The organism is Gulosibacter macacae (assembly GCF_003865375.1).
Classification (GTDB): Bacteria; Actinomycetota; Actinomycetes; order Actinomycetales; family Microbacteriaceae; genus Gulosibacter; species Gulosibacter macacae.
Genome location: NZ_RQVS01000002.1, coordinates 62,751 through 80,950, shown reverse-complemented (window position 1 = coordinate 80,950; position 18,200 = coordinate 62,751). Strand labels below are relative to the sequence as shown.

Genomic DNA, 18,200 nt, shown 5'->3' with positions numbered 1-18,200 from the left:
CGTGCGAGCCCTAGACGCCAACGATCTGGTCACGGCGCTTCGGAAGCGCGATTTCCAGCTCACGCCGCCATGACTCGAGGTCGATACCTCGCGAAGACACCCACTCATCGTCGTACAGGGTGTCGAGATAGCGGTCGCCGGAATCGCAGAGCAGGGTGACGATCGATCCCTGTTTCCCCGACGCCCGCATCTCGTTGACGAGCATCGCAACCCCGACCAGATTGGTGCCCGTCGAGCCGCCGACCGGTCGACCAAATCGATCGGCGAGCAGACGCGCCCCCGCAATCGAAGCCGCATCCGGAACTCGAATCATGCGCTCGATGACATCGCCGATGAAGCTCGCTTCGACGCCCGGGCGACCGATGCCCTCCACACAGGAACCACCAGGCCCTTGAATCGAGCCGTCTCGTTCTCGCCACCCGTCGTAGAACGCCGAACCTTCAACATCCACGACACAGAGTCGAGTGTCATGCTCGCGATACCGCAGGTGTCGACCGAAGGTCGCCGAAGTGCCGCCGGTACCGGCACCGACAACGATCCAAGCAGGCATCGGATGCCGTTCAAGCCGAAGCTGCTCATGTACCGATTCGGCGATGTTGTTGTTACCGCGCCAGTCAGTCGCCCGCTCGGCGTAGGTGAATTGGTCGAGGAAGTGGCCACCGAGTTCGTGCGCGAGGCGAGCAGCTTCTTCGCTCAGCGCATCCGCCCTGCCGACTTCGTGACAGCGACCACCGGCGGCCTCGATGAGCCGTACTTTCTCAGCCGAGGTGCCTCGAGGGATGACGGCGATGAATGGCACGCCAATGAGCCGAGCGAAGTGCGCTTCACTCACGGCAGTCGAGCCACTTGACGCTTCGATGACGGGTGCACCCTCGCGTAGCCAGCCATTCACGAGCGCATAGAGAAACAGTGACCGTGCGAGTCGGTGCTTGAGACTGCCGGTCGGATGCGTCGACTCATCCTTGAAATACACGTCGATGCCCCATTGCTCGGGAAGGTCGAGCTTGAGCAGATGCGTGTCGGCGGAACGCCTGGCGTCGGCTTCGATGAGTCGCACGGAGCGGGCGATCCATGCCCGAGCTCGGTCGTCGCTACGGTCGTACGTGTCAAGCATGGTGAGTGACGCAGTCATTGGGTTCCTCCCGCGGTATCACCTCAAGCATGCCTTCACCTCGGCCAAGTGGCGTCATTTGAGTGCATCTCAGCGCGTGGTTCGCAGTGCGCCACAATAGAGGGGTGAGCAAATCGGCCCGGCTACGCGACTCCGCTGCCCACGACGACCGCGTCCAACGCCGCTCATTCGCGGTGCAACGGCAATACGTCACCGATGCCTCCGCCACCGACCGCTTCTTCTTTCTCGCCTCGGGCGTCGTCAGCGTCTGGCTTGGCGTGAGCATCCTGGTGCACGGCGCGAGCTTTGGCTGGGGCTGGTACGCCGTCGTGCTCCTCGTTGGCTGGTTGATCGCGGCGTACCTCACGCTCCCGCGATTGCACCGCATCCTCTCGAGCATCTACGTACCCAACTACTTCATCGGCCGCACTCGCACTTCTGACGGCCTACTCGGCGACCCGGTCAACGTTGCTCTCACCGGCACCGAATCGCAGGTACACCGCGCCATGCTCGACGCCGGCTGGACCCGCGCCGACGACATCACCGCGCAGTCCACCTGGCGCATCGTTACCGCCACCATCAGCGGCCGCAGCTACGACGAAGCCCCGGTCTCACCGCTTTTCCTCTTCGGCCGCAAACAAGACTTCGCCTACCAGCAAGAGGTCGACGGCAACCCCGGTAAGCGCCACCACGTGCGCTTCTGGCGCTGCCCTGCGGGCTGGCTCCTTCCCGGCGGCCGCCGCGTCGACTGGCTCGCGGCCGGCACCTACGACCGCGCCATTGGGTTCTCGCTGTTCACCCTGCAGATCACCCACAAGATCGACGAAAACACCGACATCGAACGCGACCACATCGTCGAGACCGTCACGACCGGCAACGAGGATGTGCGGGTCACCGTCATCGAGGACTTCTCGACCGGCTACCACTCGCGCAACGGCGGCGGCGATTCGATCATCACCGACGGCGATCTGCCGATCATTGATGTGCGCTCGCTGCCAATCGATCCGTCGCTTGAGCAGGAATCTCGCGCGCTCATCCTCGATTCCACCGGCCACGACTTCGCCCCAGAAGAGGTCGCCCGCGATATCTGGGAGCATCGCCCGCTCGCACTCGTCGCCGGCTGCCTGCTCGCCATGATCGCCGCGGTTGTCGGCATGGGCCGGTTTCTCTGGCAGCTGCAAAACATGGAGCACGTGCTCAACATCGACCTGCCCGGCTCGATCCTCCCCGAACTCGGCATCGTCACCGACGACAACTCACGCGCGTTCTGGCTCACGGTCATCGTGGCGAGCATCATCATCGTGCTCCTGCAGTTCGTGGTGGCCCTCCTCGCCATGCGCGGCGGTCGCATCGCCCGGGTGACCCTCATGACCGTGCTGCTCGTCGCCGCGGTCGGTGTGCTCAGCGTCTCATCGCTCGAATCTGCCGGACGCTGGGGCCTCCTCATCGATCTCGGCAATGCGCTCTTGCTCGTGGCGGCACTCCTCGCAGTGTCGAGCGCCGCATCCCGGGAGTTCGTGCGGGCGCGCCGCCAGCGGCTACGTCGGCGCAAGGTCAAGGCGTAACCAGCCCACTCACTTCGCATAGTCATGATTCCGGGCGTACCATCTAGGTTCTGACCAGCAAAACCCCCGCTTGGTCACACGTAACCGCATCCGAGTCCGTTCACCTGGAGCCGACATGCCGCACACGAACCCCGCCGCCATCATCGCCGACGAGTCATTCATCGTCGAGTGGCAAGCCTGGCACGACGACTACGAGCGCCACCGCGCTTCGCCCCACGGCTTCCTCACCGTGACTGACCTGCAGGTGCTCGACGCAACGCCGCGTCGTATCGACGGAGTGCCGGGTGTGTGGTCGGTCACCGACGCTGGCGTCATCGTTGAGGTCGAAGACCAGGATGCGGCAGCAGAGATGTCGTTCAACGGCGAGCCGGTTGTCGGTCGCTTCAATCTCGGACCGATGCCCGAGCGAGCGAGCCTCATTGTGGATTGGGGCGACCGCAAGATCGAGCTCGCCAAGCGCAGCGGTCACGTCATCATGCGGCCGCGCGACCCGGAGGCGCCGCTGCGCGTTGACTACCAGGGCACACCGACGTTTGAGCCAGACCCCGATTGGGTGATCTCGGGCCAGTACGAGCCGTTCGACGAGCCGCGACCGGTGACGGTGAATGCAGCACTTTCGGGACTCTCGCACGTGTACGAATCACCGGGCGTGGTCGAGTTCGTCATTGACGACGAGCCGCTTTCACTCACGGTATTTAACGGCGGCGTCAAGGGTTCGCTCTTCGCGCTTTTCCGGGATGCGACGAGTGGCGTGACGACGTATGCCGCGACGCGCTCACTCAATATTGAGGAGCCGCGCTCGGATGGCAGCGTCGTGCTCGACTTCAACCGTGCGGTGAACATGCCGTGCGCGTACACCGACTTTGCGACCTGCCCGCTGCCGCCGGCCGAGAACCAGTTGCCGGTGGCGATTGAGGCTGGCGAGCGGATCCCGCGGGAGCGGTTGAGCGCGTAGGGGTCGGCCTTCCAGCGGGTCTCGATACGCATCGCTACTCGACCAACCAGAAGGTTGGCCTAGGCCGAGGTCGCGAGCACGACAAAGGCGTGGTCGTCACCGGCGTCGTCGCGCACCCCGAGCAACTCATGCTCGGGCACCGTGTCGCCCGTCTCATAGCGGTCATCAGTCGACACGAGCACCCGTCCCGATCGGTTCGCGACGACGAGCTTGTCACCGAGTTCAGCCAGCCGCGGCCACAGCTCCCGCTCTGCCGAGTCGACCAACACATCCAGCGCCATCACACCGACGAAACCGCGCTCGAGCACGACCGGGACCGCCACCGTCACCGTGTATTCGTCATTGCAGAGGTAGTCGACGTACGGCCCCACCGTGTGCGAGCGCCCAGTCTCGGCTGGCACCCGGAACCACTCGTGCGCCGTGTAATCGATGTGTTCCTTATTTACCGATTGGGCCGCGAGCAAGAGCTTCCGCACCGGGTCGCCCTGCCACCACGAAAGATGCCCGGCGGTGTCACCAAAGGCACCCTTCGCCGCGACAAACCCCGAACCAAATACCCGCGCCGATTCGAGCGCCCGCAATTGCTCGGAATACGGCTCGACGAGTTGGTCAAGCTTGGCCGGCTTCACCCCGCCGCGGTCGAATTCGCGGTCAAGCTCGATACCAAACGTGAGCACCGCCGCACGCAACGCCTCAATGGCACGACCAAAATAGTCGTCAACAAGCGCGGATGCTGCCGCGAGCGCCGTAACAGTGGTCGGCATCATTGCCCCCTGAAAAATTGGATCGGTTTCAAAATTGTAGGTCGCCAGATTCTCGCGAGCGAGAGGAGCCGAGCCGTAGCCGCACGAGCCGGTCAATGATGCGCTTCACGAAGAGTTCGCACGCCGCCATTGCCTCAAGCTCCTGCCGCGCGGCAATTGCCACGAGCATCTCAGCAATGCCCGCGCGCTGCTCCGCTCGCGCTTCCGCATCCGTGTCGAGCAAGCGCAGATAGGGCGAGAGTTCAAGCAACCCTTGCATGAGGTCGCGCGTAAGTCGCGACGATTGCCCAAGGGCTGCGATCTCGGTGAGCAAATCGTCAATCGAGTGCCGCCACTGACCGAGATCATCCTCGCCGATTGCCGCGAGCCGCTCACGCAAACGCTCTGCTTCCGTGGTGGTCGCTCGTCGCGCGGCCAAGCGCACGCATCCGGCGGCAATGGTCGCGTGATGCACGCCCATATCGCGCAGCGCCACGAGCGTGGTCTCGGCGAGCGCCTCCCGAGCGAACACGATCGGGTCGGCGGATGCATCCACATAACTGCCGCCATGCCGCCCGCGCACCGTGACGATGAGACCGCGCGCACGCAGAGAGCCGAGCGCCTCGCGCACGGTCGTGGCTGACACCCCAAACGTCGCCGCGAGTTCGTTCTCGGAGGGCAGCCGCTCGCCCGCCGGCAGCATCCCGCTCATGATGCCTTCGCTGAGGCGGCGTTCGACCAGCGCCGGGCGACTGTCATCGCCGAGGGCTTGGAACAGTGCGCGCTCAAGGCGCACCGGCCCGCGAACGTCGTTCGCCGTCGTGGTCATGGCGCGATGGTCCCTTTCGAGCGTCGTGTGTTCCGCGAACTATCGAGTCGATCACATCTCCCTGAGCGCCATTGCCCAGCGGTTGCAATATGACATTTGATGTCATAGTTTATCGAACAACTTCTGAGAAACAACGATGTTCCAAGGAGAAATGCGATGACGAAGACGCAGGCGCGCGAACGCAGTCGGCAGACCGACCAGCCGAGCGCCGGCACTGTACGCCTGCGCAACGTGACGAAGACCTTCGGCGACACCTCGGCAGTGCACGACCTCGACCTCGACGTCGCCGCGGGCGAATTTGTTTCGATGCTCGGACCATCGGGCTCGGGCAAGACCACGGTGCTGCGGATGATCGCCGGCTTCGAAGAGCCAACCTCGGGGACGATCGAGCTCGGCGGCGTCGACGTCACGAATGTGCCGCCCTACGACCGCCGCGTCAACACGGTCTTCCAGGACTACGCCCTCTTCCCGCACCTCACGATCGCCGAGAACGTCGGCTACGGCCTCAAAGTGCGCCGCGTCTCGAAAGCCGAACGCGCCACCCGAGTGCAAGAAACGCTCGAGAAAGTGCGCCTCGGCCACGTCGGCGACCGTCTACCGAACCAGCTCTCCGGTGGCCAGCGGCAACGCATCGCACTCGCGCGTGCCCTCATCCTCGAGCCCGAAGTGCTGCTGCTCGACGAACCGCTCGGTGCACTCGACAAGCAGCTGCGCGAAGAAATGCAGATCGAGCTCAAGCAGATCCAGCGCCGCGTCGGCATCACCTTCATCTTCGTCACCCACGACCAGGAAGAAGCGCTCACGCTGAGCGACCGCGTGGCCGTGTTCAACAACGGCAAGATCGAACAGGTCGGCACCGCCCGCGAAGTGTATGAGCACCCGCAAACCGACTTCGTGGCACGCTTCCTCGGCCTCTCAAATCTCATCCCCGCCGAAACCGTCGGGGCCAGCGGCGCGACCGTGAGCATCCGCCCCGAACGGGTGCGACTGCTCACGCCCGACGCCACCGTCGGCGACCACGAGCATGCCCTGCCCGGCACGGTCGCCGAAATCGTCTACACCGGGCCCGCCACCCGCTACGTCGTCGACACCGACAACGGGATGCGGATGATCGCCTCGGTGCAAAACGCTCACCACCCCGAGCAAGACGAACTCCTCCAGCGCGGTGAGCGCGTGCTCGCGGTGTGGACCGCCGACCACGCGTCTGTTGTTCCTTAACGGCAGTTCCGTCACGGCAGTTCCCTCACCGCCCGCGCTGGTCCCCCATCCCTGCCCATCCCCCGACCCCATCCAGTCACGACATTTCCGCACAAAGGAGTGCCCCATGAAATCTCGTCCCATCAAGGTCGCAGCCGCAGTCGCGGCCGCAGCCCTTCTGCTCACCGGCTGTAGCAATGGCGGTGGCACCGGCGGCGGCGACGCAGCCGGCGGTCTGTCGATTGACGTACCCGAAGTGCCCATGCTCGAATCGCTCGGCGAGGGCGAGGGCCAGGTCAACATCGTCGCCTGGAGTGGCTTTGTTGAGCCCGCCTGGAGCGACGCGTTCACCGCCGAAACCGGATGCACCGTGAACCGTCGAGTTGCCGGTACCTCTGACGAGATGGTGCAGCTCATGCGCACGGGCGACTACGACCTCGTGTCGGCCTCGGGCGACGCGAGCCTGCGCCTCATCGTCGGTGGCGACGTCGCGCCGATCAACCTCGAACTCGTGCCGAACTTCGGTGACGACATCGTTGAGGGCATGAAGGGCCAGGTGTACGACACCATCAACGGCAAGTCGTACGGCGTGCCGATTGGCCGCGGTGCGAACATCCTCCAGTACAACACCGAGGTGGTCACCGAGACGCCCGATAGCTGGAGCATCGTGTGGGAAGAAGACAGCCCCTACGCCGGCAAGGTCATCGCCTACGACGCCCCGATCTACATCGCTGACGCGGCCGTCTACCTCATGTCGACCAAGCCCGAGCTCGGCATCACGAACCCCTACGCACTCGACGAGACGCAGCTGGCTGCCGCCATTGACCTGCTCAAGACGCAGAACGGCATCGTCTCGGAGTACTGGGCCGACCCGGCCGCGCAGATCACCTCGTTCGTCGGCGGCACCACCGTCGCCGGCACCTCGTGGGAAGTGTTGCGCAAGCTCACCGAAGACCCGAAGTTCGAGAGCGTGCTCCCGAAGGAAGGTTCGACCGGTTGGTCTGACGCCTGGATGATCTCCTCGCAGTCGAAGAACCCGAACTGCGCCTACCTCTGGATGAACTACACCTCGTCACCCGAGGTCAACGGTGCCATCGCGATGAACTTCGGTATGGCTCCCGCGAACGCCGCGTTCTGTGACACGAGCGCAGAGGCCAAGGAGCACTGCGACTACTACCACGCCACCGACGAGGAGTACTTCAAGAACGTCTGGTTCTGGACCACCCCCGTTGAGCAGTGTGTTGACGGTCGCACCGACGTCACCTGCACCAACTTCCAACAGTGGACCGAGGCCTGGCTCACTGTGAAGTAAGGCTTGGCACGGAGCCTTCCGGCCAAACCTGACCCCTCTAGATGAGCCATCCCGCCGAACCTGAGCCCTACAACGCTCGGGTTCGGCGGGAAGGCTCAGGTTCGCAAGACCCCCACGAACGGACGCCCCATGAAACGCCGCCTGCAACTCGCCGGGTTGCTCGCCCTGCCGCTCACTTGGCTCATCGGCATTTACATCTTCTCGCTCGTGATGCTGATCATCACGGCGTTCTGGACGACCGACCCGTTCACCTCGAAGGTGAAGCCGGGCTTCACCCTGCGCAACTTCGAACAACTCATCGTCAACCCGGCCTATCTCAGCACCTCGCTGCGCACCCTGCTGATCGCCGCCGCAGTGACGCTCATCTGCATCCTGTTCGCCGTGCCGCTGGGGCTGTTCATGGCGAAAGTCGCGAGCCCGTGGCTACAGGCGCTCCTCGCCGTCGGCGTGACGCTGCCGCTGTGGGCCGGCTACCTCGTCAAGGTGCTCGCGATGCGCGTCACCTTCAACGAGACCGGCTTTGTGAACTGGATGCTCGCCCCGCTCGGCATATCCGGGCCAGGGTTCACGATGTTCACGGTCGTGCTCACACTCGTGTACCTCTGGTTCCCGTACATGGCCGTGCCGGTGTTCACTGCGGTCGCGCAGATCCCGAAGAATGTGTTCGACGCGTCAGCCGATCTCGGCGCCCGCTCTTGGCACACAATCCGCACCGTGGTGCTACCGCTCATCAAGCCCGCCATCATCGCCGGCAGCGTCTTCACCTTCTCGCTCAGCCTCGGCGACTACATCGCCGCGAAATTCGTCGGCGGTTCCACGCAGATGATCGGCAGCGTCATCGCCTCGAATATCAACCTCAACCCGCCACTCGCGGCCGCCTTCTCGGTCGTGCCGATCGTGTTCGTCGTGGTGTATCTCGTCAGCGTGCGCCGCTCTGGCGCACTCGAGAGGATGTGATCCTAGTGCTTCGACTCTCGCGTCCCGCAAAGATCTTCCTCGGCCTGATCGTCGTGGCGATCATGGCGTTCATGTACGTGCCACTGCTCATGGTGGTGATCAACGCCTTCAACGCCGCACGCATCCCGACCTGGCCGGTGGCCGAGTTCTCAACCCAGTGGTGGGAGGTCGCGTTCACGAGCGAGCCGGTGCGCAAGGCCGTCGGCAACTCCGTGCTCGTGGCGCTCGGTGCGACGGCCATTGCGCTCGTGCTCGGCACGCTCGTGGCCTTCGCGCTGCAACGTTTTGCCTTCTTCGGCCGCAATGCCGTGAATCTGCTCGTGGTGCTGCCGATCGCGCTACCCGGTGTGGTCACCGGTGTCGCGCTCAACAACACCTACAACAACCTGCTCGAACCAATCGGCATCCACGTTGGTTACCTCGGCCTCATCATCGCGCACGGCACGTTCTGTATCGTCATGGTCTTCAACAACGTGTTTGCGCGGTTGAATCGGATGAACCCGGGCATTGAAGAGGCATCTCGCGACCTCGGCGCCACGCCTTGGCAGACGTTCCGGCTCATCACCTTCCCGCAGTTCCGTTCGGCGTTTGCAGCCGGTGGTTTGCTCGCCTTTGCGTTGAGCTTCGACGAGGTGGTGGTGACCATCTTCACCGCTCCTCCGGGTGTCGACACCGTGCCGTTGTGGATCATGAACACGATGGCGAGGCCGAATGAGGCGAACGTCGTGAACGTGGTCGCGACGGTGCTCATCCTGCTCTCGCTCATTCCCGTGTGGGCCTCGCAGCGCCTCTCGCGCGACACCGGCGAGGCGAGCTAGGCGCGGGCGCTCGGCGTGGATGCGGTCACTGGCACGCTCGAGGTCGGCAAGTCGGCCGATTTCATCCTCGTCGATCGGGACGTGTTCTCGGTACCAGTGGCAGAGATTCACCTCACCCAGGTGCGCGAGACCTGGTTCGCCGGCGAGCGCATGAACTAGCCGCACTGCACCATCTCCAAGCTGAGGTGCGCATCCAGCCATCGCTAATCCGCGCGCTCCCGACTAAACCGCCCGCTGCAGCGCGCGGTTTAGTCGGGAGCGCGCGGTTTAGTGCGCCAGGACACAAACTAACGAATTCGCAAAAGTCGTCAACAAATTCGATGTTTGCGCATGGATATCGCCTAAAGTGGCCGCGTCGTGCCGACCGGCCGCGATGACACCAATCGAAAGGATGCTGAAATGAGTATCGGATTCGGCGTATTTCTGATCGTGATCGGCGCCATTCTTGTGTATGCCGTCGATTTCCAGCTGTCCGGCGTGGACCTCACGATGATCGGCTACATCCTCATGGGTGCGGGTGTCGTGGTGTCGATCATCGGGCTCGCCTTGCTCTTCCGCCGTCGCAGCGCAAGTTCGACGCAGCGTTCTGCCGTCGACCCCGCGACCGGCGAGCGCGTGACGCGCACCGAGCACTCGCAGTCAGGTGATGAGGTGCTCTAGCATCAACCTCACCGCGCTTCGGTCTCGGCGATCAACTGATTGCCGAGACCGAAACTGTTTCCGGCCAATCCGCATCGGCGTCGCAGGCCAACGTGCAACAGTGGCCCCACAGCTACGCGAAGGAGCCACCATGCATCCCGATACAACCCAGCCCCGCATCCTCGCGACCTCCGCGAACGACGCGACGGTCTCGGGAGCCGCATGGAAGCTCGCCGAGCCAGGGCGGGGCCTCGACGCGAACCTCATCCAGCTGCATCCTTGCGACGGCATCGCGATGCACGAAGGCCCCGATCTCGATGTGCTCATCCATGTCGCCGGCGGCTCGGGCACCGTCGACACGGATGCGGGTGATCTCGAGGTGACCGTCGGCGATATCGTCTGGCTGCCGAAGGGTTCGGTGCGCGGGTTCACCGCCGGGCCGAACGGCCTGCGCTACCTCACCGTGCACACTCGCAAGCCCGGGATGCAGATCGGCAAGCGGCAGGAGTAGCGCCGATGACGCTCATCACCGCCGTACTCGGCGACATCACTCAGCAACACGTGGATGCGCTGGTCAATGCGGCCTCGCGCGAGATGCGCGGCGGCAGCGGCGTCGACGGCGCGATTCACCGAGTGGGTGGGGCGAGCATCCTCACACAGTGCATCTCGCGATTCCCGCACGGACTCGCGACCGGCGATGCGGGCTGGACCACGGCAGGTGACCTCCCTGCAAAGTGGGTCATTCACACCGTCGGACCGAACCGGCACGCTGGCGAGACCGACCGGAGCCTTCTCGCATCCTGTTATCGACGGTCGCTCGAGGTGGCAGACGAGCTCGGCGCAGCGACCGTGGCGTTCGCGATCATTGGTGCTGGCGCCTACGGCTGGGACCTCGACACCGCCGTTACGACCGCAGTGCAGACACTCGCGGCGTCGCCGACGCAGGTGCGCGAAGTCACGCTCGTCACGCCGCACGATGATGCACTGCGCACGATCGAAGCGCAGCTCCTACGGGCGTAGCCGCCGACAGCGCTGGCGCCGTATCTTCGAAACACGAAAGCGCGGCGACCCACCAAAAGGTGAGCCGCCGCGCTTTGGCGTGCGTTACTGCTCGGCCGAGCGGCGGCGCAGGATAAGCACTCCACTGGCGACAATCGCGAGGCCGATGAAGGCGAGTGGCATGAGCGACTCGGCACCGGTGGCGGCAAGTGCGGGTTGGTCGGCAACCGGCGTCGGTGAGGCCGAGGGCGCCGGGGCGACCGGGGGCACCGGGGTCTCGGATGCGGGAACCGGCACGTTGCTCAGCGTGAAACTCGACGAGACCGCGAGACCATCTGCGTCCAGCACGTTGTCAATCACCCAGTCACCAAGCGTCGGTGCCACCTCAGCGTCGTCGAAGTGGCCTACGAAGCCGAGTTCCTCGGCGTACGCGGTGGTCCAACCAGTCTTGCTCTTGCAGACGACCACCGGGGCCGACTTGGCCTCGTAACCGTCGGGCGCTGCGGTTTCGCGAATCGCGACACACTCATCAACCGGCGCCACGAATACGTTTGTTTCGGCATAGGGGTGGTCGGCACCCGACTCCTCAAGTTGCGCCTGGAACGCCGCGAACTGCTCATCGCTGAAGAATGCCCGACCTTCTGTCGTTGCTTCGAGGGTCATCAGACCCGATGCGAGATCAGCAAGGGTCTCCTCACTGAGGCTCTCGCAGGTCCACTCGGTGTCTTCATCCCAGCGCACGCACGACTCACCTTCGAAGGTCGCACCGGCGAGGAGTTCGCCGTCGGCGTCAACCTTCTGCACCGTGGTGGGGTACGGGTCATTCTGCAGTGTGAATACCGTGTAGAAGGGGTCTTCAGTACTCACCACCGTCCAGGCACCCAGGCCAGGACCGTAGACGGTGTCGTCACCGGCGAAGGTAACTGAAACGGCATCGCGATTCTCAGTGGCAGAGTTGATCGCGTTTTCGACCGTCCAGCCGCCGGGACCACGGCACACGAGCGCCGGTTCCGATGCTTTCACCGATGCCGGCAGGTAGCCTGTGGGGGCGCCAGTTTCGCGAATGCCGAGGCACAGCTCGATGGGCTCCGACCAGCCGCCGCGCACCGGAACCCACGTGGTAAACGCGTCGCTGAACCCGGTCTTGGTGAGCGAGCGGTACGGCTCTTGGTCACCATCGGATCCGGGCGTATCTGTGCCATTGAACCACGACAGGTCGCCGTCATACGGCCCACAGCTCCACGGCTCATCGTCGCGCGAGTAGCAAAACTGCAGGTCAAACTCGGCGCCCGGAACAACACGCCCGTGCTCATCGATCTTCTGGAAGAGAATCGTCCCTTCAGCGGGTTGCACCTGCGCACTCGCCAATGCTGGCGCGCCAAGGAGTACGCCGAGCCCGAGCGCCACTGCGGCGAGCTTCGTCATCATTCGCTTCAACTTCACACCTTTGCCGATCGTCGCGGCGCACCGCGGCTAAAAAGTGTCTGCATCCAACTTCACGCACAGAACACACTGGGCATATCGACAGCTGTTGCCCAGGTAAAGAAGTCTTGAAGATTTGCACAGACGTGCAATCTGTCTAGCCAGCGCCAATGTTTTCGCGAAACCACCTGGCAATTTGTCACCGAAAATCACGCGCGTTGACTTGACTGCCAACTCCGGCCAGACTGCCCAAACGGCGCGCTACACGCGCGACCGGCTACGACACGGACTCGGTGCGCCGATCAGGTCATGGCGGAGGGAACGAACAGCGAAGTTCGTTCGGAGGCGGCACGCCGGAGTGTCGACTCGTCCTGAGTTATGCCCCGTTCAGTGCTGCCGCATCCACGATGTTAAGGACGTAACTAGATGAAACTGAGTGAAGCTCCACCCGCTCGGCGACGACCTCTCCTCGCCGGCACCGCGCTTCTCGCCGCGAGCGCACTACTCTTCGCCCCGCAGGTAGCATTCGCAGCCGAAACTCCCTACGCGCCACCCGCAGCAATCAACGCCATTGAATCGGGGTTGCTCGAGCCCGGGTTCGAAGCCGAGTTTGCGGCACAGTTCGATCAGGATGCGGCCTACGAGCACGTGCGCCAGCTCGCGGTCGAGATCGGCCCGCGCGCCACCGGCACCGTCGGCGAGCAGGCCGCGGCCGATTATGTGCAATCGGTGCTCGAAGAGTATGGCTACGACATCACCTTCGAGAACTTCCCCGTGACTGCGCCGCGCTACGGCATCGCCACCTCCGATCGCGAACTTCCGGGCGGGCCAATCTGGCAGTTCCGCGCGGCCACGAACGGTGCGATCACCGGCGCCGATGCGCCGATCACCGCATCCGTCATCGATGTCGGTGCGGGCGATCTCACCGGTGTCGACGTGACCGGCGAAATCGTGCTCGCCAACTACCCGGCGAACGCGGCGGCTCGAAACGCACTCATTGTCGAGATCGCTGCGGCCGGCGCCGCCGGCATCATTCTCACGCCCACCACGCCGAACGGGGCGACCCAGAATGTGGGCACGCTCACGACTGCCCAGAGCATCCCGGTCGTCTCAGGCGGTACCGTGCACGGTGAGCGCATCCGCACCCTGCTTGCCGAAGCGCCCCTCACGCTGACGTTGCACACGGCCTACGACCAGCTCCCCGGCCTCAGTATCATCGGCACCCGGCCGGCAACAGGCGAGGATGCTGCGAACGCGCCGATCGTGTATGTCACCTCGCACATTGACTCGGTTGTTGGCAGCCCCGGCGCCAACGACGATGCCTCCGGTGTTGGCGTCATGCTCGAGATCGCGCGCATCGCCTCGCTCTATCCGCTCGACACCGAGATTCGCATCGCGGGCTGGGGTGGCGAAGAGTCGGGCCTGCTTGGCTCGCGCTTCCACGCCAATAGCCTCACCGCCGCAGACATCGAGCGCATCATTGGTGTCTGGCAGATGGACATGGTCGGCACACCGCACACCACCGAAGACCGGCCGTGGACCTTCTGGGGTCACAGCTACAACGGCGTGACCAATGCCGTGCTCGAGCAGGCCGCTGGCACCTCCGAAGCGCTCGGTTTCGGCCCGCTCGACATTGGCCGCATGACCGGCAGTGACCACCAGCCATTCGGTGAACGCGGCATTCCGGCCGCGGTCTTCAGCTGGATGTACTGGGCTCCGCCGTCGACGTTCGGTCTCGAACCCGACTACCACCGCCCGAGCGACACGATGGCGAATGTGTCGGCAGAGAAACTCGGCGTGGCTGGCCAGATTGTGGGCGCATCCGCGTTCAGCGCGGCCGCGAACGATCTCAAGGTAACCGTGCTCGACGAGCACGGCGCACCTGCCGTGGGTGTGCAGGTCGCGATGCAGTGCGCAGGCGATGAGTCGTGGCGGGATGCGGGCATCACCGACGACAGCGGTATCGTCACGACCCTCGCACCGTCGCTGAATTGCAGCGTGGCTGCGGTTGCCGAGAACGGTGCCAGCGGCCTTGTCGCTGATGTCGCCGTGAGCGGTGACACCGAGGTCACGCTCAACCTGGTCGTCGACACGACGGCGCCAACGATCGCGATGACCGTCGACCCGGCCGCTGCGGCATCCGGCTGGCACCTCACCTCGCCGGTGACGGTGACCGTCGAAGCGAGCGATGACCGCGATGTTGCTCCCGCGGTAGCCGCGCGTTCGGCCGCTGGCGGCACACAGCTCACGGTTGAGTACCGCATTGGTGATGGCGAGTGGCAGCCCTATGTCGGGCCGTTCGAGATCACCGATGAGGGCGAGCACACGATCGAGGTGCGCGCGAGCGATACCGCGGGCAACACCACGACCGAGTCGCTCGTCGTGAAGATCGACACGGTTGCACCGGAAGTTACTGCGGTTGTCGACCCGAGCGATTCGACGACCATCCTCGTGGATGCGAGCGACGCGACCTCGGGCGTCCAACGCATCGAGATGCGCTTCGATGACGGCGAGTGGACAGTGCTCGAGGGCACCTTGTCGATTCCCGCGGAGGCGAAGAAGGTGACGTTCCGCGCCGTCGATGTGGCCGGCAATGTTGGCGCCGAAGTGACGGTTGATCTTGCCGACGACAGCGCAGGCGGCGGCACGGTGATCGGCACTGACCCGGTTGGCTCAGCAGCGCTGAGCGTGCCGGTGCCACCTGCATCCCCAGCGACGAGCGGAGACCTCGCTCGCACGGGTGCTGACGGTTCGCCGATCCTCGGCCTGATTGCTGCCATGGCAGCAATCGTGGCTGGCGCGGCGCTCTATGCGCACCGACGCGGTTCGGCTGAGTAGTTGACCACGCGGATGTGGGCTCGAAGCAGTGCTTCGGGCCCACATTCGTGCCTGGCGAGGTGAAACAGGGCCGCTTCACGCAGGACATGTACGAATCTGTGCCTCTCAGCGATCTATCTCCTCCTGAGGAGGAGATGATGCTGTGAGAGGCACAGATTCGTACGCGGAGGAGCCACGGCTACAGCGCATCCCCGAGGAGCTCGCGCAGCAACCCGCGCAACCGCTCGCGGTCCGCATCCGTGAGTTCGCCCGTGAGCACCTGCTCGACCTGTTCAACGAGGGGCAGCAAGCGCCGATGCTCCGCGCGCCCAAGCTCCGTGAGCACCACGTTATTGCGCCGGGCATCGTCTTCCGCGCGTTGCCTCGTGAGCAGCCCACGCCGCTCCATCCGCCGCACGAGATCAGCGATGGTCGAGCGATCAAGATCAGCCTCATCGCAGAGCTCCCGCTGGCTCGCCTCGCCGAGACGCTCGAGCGTGACGAGTATCGAATACTGCACGCTCGAGGTCTCACGCGAGACGATGCGCGCCCAGGCCGCCGCGTGCTTCTGTTGCGCCCGCCGAATGAGATAGCCCGTGTGACGGTAGGGCTCAGCATCGTATGGGCGCGCGGTCATGGGCCCAGCCTAGGACGCGGGCGCGATGAAGATCCCCGCAAAGAAGCTCGCGATCTCGTCGCGCGCGCTGAGCGGGAGCACGTTCGCGACGTATTGGTCGGGGCGCACAATCACCAGCGCACCCTCGGCATCAATGCCACGCTCGGCGAAGATATCGCGCTTGGGGTCGAGCGCCCACACCTTCTCCCAATCTTGGATGCGCAGGGGTCCCGTCTGCGGCAGTAGCACCGCTGGCAGCGCGCTGATTTCCACTTCGTGGTGGCCCGTGCGGAAGATCGCGTGCACATCGACGAGCGCGTCGATGTCGGCACCGACAGGCGTGAAGCGACGCAGCGGCGAGGCGGCGTCGTCACCGAGCCACGCGGCAAGCTCAACGAGCGAGGATGCATCCTCGCCCGCAAACAGGTACGCGCGCCAGCGACCGTCTGATTGGTGGGCGTGCCCGAGTTCCATGCGCCGGGCATCCGCCACTCGCGTCACCGGAGCGGAGTGGAAGCGCTCGCCGATACCGAATCCGGTCGCGAGCGCCTGATGTTCCCCCGCGCCGGTGAGTGCCGAGGGCTCGTACTTTGTTGCGAGGCCTGCCGTGTAGCGCCCCTGGCGCGCAAACTCCTCGCGCATTTCTTCGGCGGTGTTCCCGCCGAGTTCGGGATGCTCGGGGTCGAACGTCGGCTGGGCAATGAAGTGCGACCAGTGCTTGTCGAAGTCGATGAGGTCTTGGGCCACCGACTGACGTTCGGCCGAGTACGAGTGCAGGAGCGATGCATCCGCGTTGCCGCGGAGCACGGTCGCGAGTTTCCAACCGAGGTTGAACGCATCCTGCATCGAGACGTTCATGCCCTGGCCGGCCTTCGCCGAGTGCGTGTGGCAGGCGTCGCCCGCGATGAAGACGTGCGGCAGGCGGCCGCTGGCGTCGTCGATCGGCACATCGTCGAATGAGGCCGCGAGGCGCTGGCCGACTTCGTAGACCGACGACCACGCCACCGAGCGCACATCGATCGAATAGGGATGCAGGATCGCGTTCGCGACCTCGGTGAGCTGCTCGACCGTGGTGTCCCGGATGCTGCGGTCGCCCGCTTGAACCTCGCCGAGGTCGACGTAGAGGCGCACCATATTGCCGCCCTCGCGGGGAATCATGAGGAGGCTCCCCTTACCGGCCGATTGGATCACGTTCTTCGTGCGCCAATCGGGGAAGTCGGTGACGGCGAGCACGTCCATGACACCCCAAGCGTGGTTCGCCGCATCGCCCTCGAGCTTGCGGCCGATGGCGCGACGCACATTACTGCGGGCCCCGTCGCAGCCGACGACGTACTTGGCGCGCACGGTAAATTCTTCGTCACCTTCGCGCAGGGTGACTGCGACCGGATGCTCGCCCTCGCCAACCTCGAGGGTCACGAATTCGACGCCGTAGTTGGGTTCGAGCTTGCTCGCCGACTTTGCGGCCTTGTCGAGGAGATATTGCTGCATTCGCGCCTGGTTGACGATGACGTGCGGCATTTCGCTGAGGCCTTCGGGGGTGTCTTCGACCCAGCCGGTGCGCTCGATGTGGTTGCGATCGGCGGCTGAGGGGCCCCAGAAGCGCACTTCGTTGACCCAATATGCCTCACGCAATAGGCCCTGGGCGAGGCCGAATGCCTCAAACATTTCGACGGTGCGGCAGGCGACACCGTCGGCTTGGCCGACTTGAAGCGGACCCTCGCGACGCTCAACGATGCGGGTGTTGATCTCCGGGAACGCGGCGAGTTGCGCGGCGAGGACGGTGCCGGCGGGGCCGGTGCCCACGATGAGTACGTCGACTTCGGCGGGGATGCGCTCGGGACGCTGCTGCGCTTGGGGTGCGGCGGGCTCGATTTCGGGGTCTCCGGGTCGGTACCCGTCGCGATAGAACTGCAAAGCGATCTCCTTTGATCACGGGCCACACGGATGCGGCTGGAATTAGTCAGTACACCAACTATTACACGATGAGGGTTGTGCGCAATAGTGATCCCTGCGGGACCGGCCGAAAGCTTCGTAAGCGCCGCGCCAATTTCCGCCCCCAGCGCACACACTGCGACCTGAGAAAATGAAGAAACCCCCGATTGCTCGGGGGTTTCTCTGGCGGTGACGGTGGGATTTGAACCCACGGTGCGGGGGTACCGCACACGACATTTCGAGTGTCGCACCTTCGGCCGCTCGGACACGTCACCGTCGTCCAGTTTC

At 64.5% G+C, this 18,200-nt stretch carries 16 protein-coding genes, 1 tRNA gene and 1 pseudogene; 11 read left to right on the top strand and 7 right to left on the bottom strand.

Annotated elements, in window-relative coordinates; genetic code table 11:
* Nucleotides 1-10: 10 nt before the first annotated feature.
* On the bottom strand, nt 11-1,132 hold the full coding sequence (locus EG850_RS01940) for a PLP-dependent cysteine synthase family protein (RefSeq protein ID WP_235829171.1): 1,122 nt from the start codon (nt 1,130-1,132) through the stop codon (nt 11-13).
* Between the two features lie 104 nt (nt 1,133-1,236).
* Here EG850_RS01940 and EG850_RS01935 point away from each other — a divergent pair, with 104 nt between their 5' ends.
* Nucleotides 1,237-2,676, top strand: coding sequence for an LssY C-terminal domain-containing protein (locus tag EG850_RS01935; protein ID WP_124969306.1), 1,440 nt, complete (start codon nt 1,237-1,239; stop codon nt 2,674-2,676).
* Between the two features lie 115 nt (nt 2,677-2,791).
* Nucleotides 2,792-3,631 carry a DUF1684 domain-containing protein gene (locus EG850_RS01930; protein WP_124969304.1) on the top strand — a complete coding sequence of 280 codons (840 nt, stop codon included), beginning with the start codon at nt 2,792-2,794 and terminating at the stop codon, nt 3,629-3,631.
* A gap of 59 nt (nt 3,632-3,690) precedes the next feature.
* Here the strand turns inward: EG850_RS01930 and EG850_RS01925 are convergent, their stop codons facing one another.
* Entirely contained in the window at nt 3,691-4,395 is a 705-nt protein-coding gene (locus tag EG850_RS01925) for a cache domain-containing protein (protein WP_124969303.1), read from the bottom strand.
* Between the two features lie 28 nt (nt 4,396-4,423).
* Complete coding sequence (locus EG850_RS01920; protein WP_124969301.1) at nt 4,424-5,203, bottom strand: FadR/GntR family transcriptional regulator; 780 nt, start codon at nt 5,201-5,203, stop codon at nt 4,424-4,426.
* Between the two features lie 156 nt (nt 5,204-5,359).
* On the opposite strand from EG850_RS01920, the gene EG850_RS01915 reads away from it, so the two are divergent.
* From EG850_RS01915 to EG850_RS01880, 8 genes and pseudogenes are all read left to right on the top strand, one after another.
* Nucleotides 5,360-6,421, top strand: a complete 1,062-nt coding sequence (locus tag EG850_RS01915) for an ABC transporter ATP-binding protein (RefSeq protein ID WP_124969299.1) — start codon at nt 5,360-5,362, stop codon at nt 6,419-6,421.
* A gap of 106 nt (nt 6,422-6,527) precedes the next feature.
* A complete protein-coding gene (locus EG850_RS01910; RefSeq protein ID WP_124969297.1) occupies nt 6,528-7,712 on the top strand; it encodes an extracellular solute-binding protein in 1,185 nt (394 codons plus the stop codon).
* 129 nt (nt 7,713-7,841) lie between these two features.
* A complete protein-coding gene (locus EG850_RS01905; protein WP_124969295.1) occupies nt 7,842-8,669 on the top strand; it encodes an ABC transporter permease in 828 nt (275 codons plus the stop codon).
* Nucleotides 8,670-8,674: 5 nt separating this feature from the next.
* On the top strand, nt 8,675-9,487 hold the full coding sequence (locus tag EG850_RS01900; protein ID WP_124969293.1) for an ABC transporter permease: 813 nt from the start codon (nt 8,675-8,677) through the stop codon (nt 9,485-9,487).
* Between the two features lie 12 nt (nt 9,488-9,499).
* A pseudogene (locus tag EG850_RS01895) lies at nt 9,500-9,646 on the top strand (amidohydrolase family protein); the annotation flags it as partial.
* 240 nt (nt 9,647-9,886) lie between these two features.
* Nucleotides 9,887-10,147: a DUF6458 family protein gene (locus tag EG850_RS01890; RefSeq protein ID WP_124969289.1), complete on the top strand. Its 261-nt coding sequence runs from the start codon at nt 9,887-9,889 to the stop codon at nt 10,145-10,147.
* A gap of 130 nt (nt 10,148-10,277) precedes the next feature.
* Nucleotides 10,278-10,637: a cupin domain-containing protein gene (locus EG850_RS01885; RefSeq protein WP_124969287.1), complete on the top strand. Its 360-nt coding sequence runs from the start codon at nt 10,278-10,280 to the stop codon at nt 10,635-10,637.
* 5 nt (nt 10,638-10,642) lie between these two features.
* Nucleotides 10,643-11,146 (top strand): macro domain-containing protein, encoded by a 504-nt coding sequence (locus tag EG850_RS01880; protein WP_124969285.1) that lies wholly within the window; start codon nt 10,643-10,645, stop codon nt 11,144-11,146.
* An 84-nt stretch (nt 11,147-11,230) separates the two neighbouring features.
* On the opposite strand, the gene EG850_RS01875 is transcribed toward EG850_RS01880, so the two are convergent.
* Nucleotides 11,231-12,550, bottom strand: a complete 1,320-nt coding sequence (locus tag EG850_RS01875) for an LPXTG cell wall anchor domain-containing protein (protein ID WP_214609492.1) — start codon at nt 12,548-12,550, stop codon at nt 11,231-11,233.
* A gap of 423 nt (nt 12,551-12,973) precedes the next feature.
* On the opposite strand from EG850_RS01875, the gene EG850_RS01870 reads away from it, so the two are divergent.
* Entirely contained in the window at nt 12,974-15,385 is a 2,412-nt protein-coding gene (locus tag EG850_RS01870; protein ID WP_124969281.1) for a M28 family peptidase, read from the top strand.
* 178 nt (nt 15,386-15,563) lie between these two features.
* On the opposite strand, the gene EG850_RS01865 is transcribed toward EG850_RS01870, so the two are convergent.
* The 3 genes from EG850_RS01865 to EG850_RS01855 all read right to left on the bottom strand — a co-directional run bounded on the left by EG850_RS01865 (nt 15,564) and on the right by EG850_RS01855 (nt 18,187).
* Entirely contained in the window at nt 15,564-16,001 is a 438-nt protein-coding gene (locus EG850_RS01865; RefSeq protein ID WP_124969279.1) for a MarR family winged helix-turn-helix transcriptional regulator, read from the bottom strand.
* A 9-nt stretch (nt 16,002-16,010) separates the two neighbouring features.
* Complete coding sequence (locus EG850_RS01860; RefSeq protein ID WP_124969277.1) at nt 16,011-17,894, bottom strand: FAD-dependent monooxygenase; 1,884 nt, start codon at nt 17,892-17,894, stop codon at nt 16,011-16,013.
* Nucleotides 17,895-18,096: 202 nt separating this feature from the next.
* Nucleotides 18,097-18,187, bottom strand: a tRNA-Ser gene (locus EG850_RS01855).
* Nucleotides 18,188-18,200: the final 13 nt, after the last annotated feature.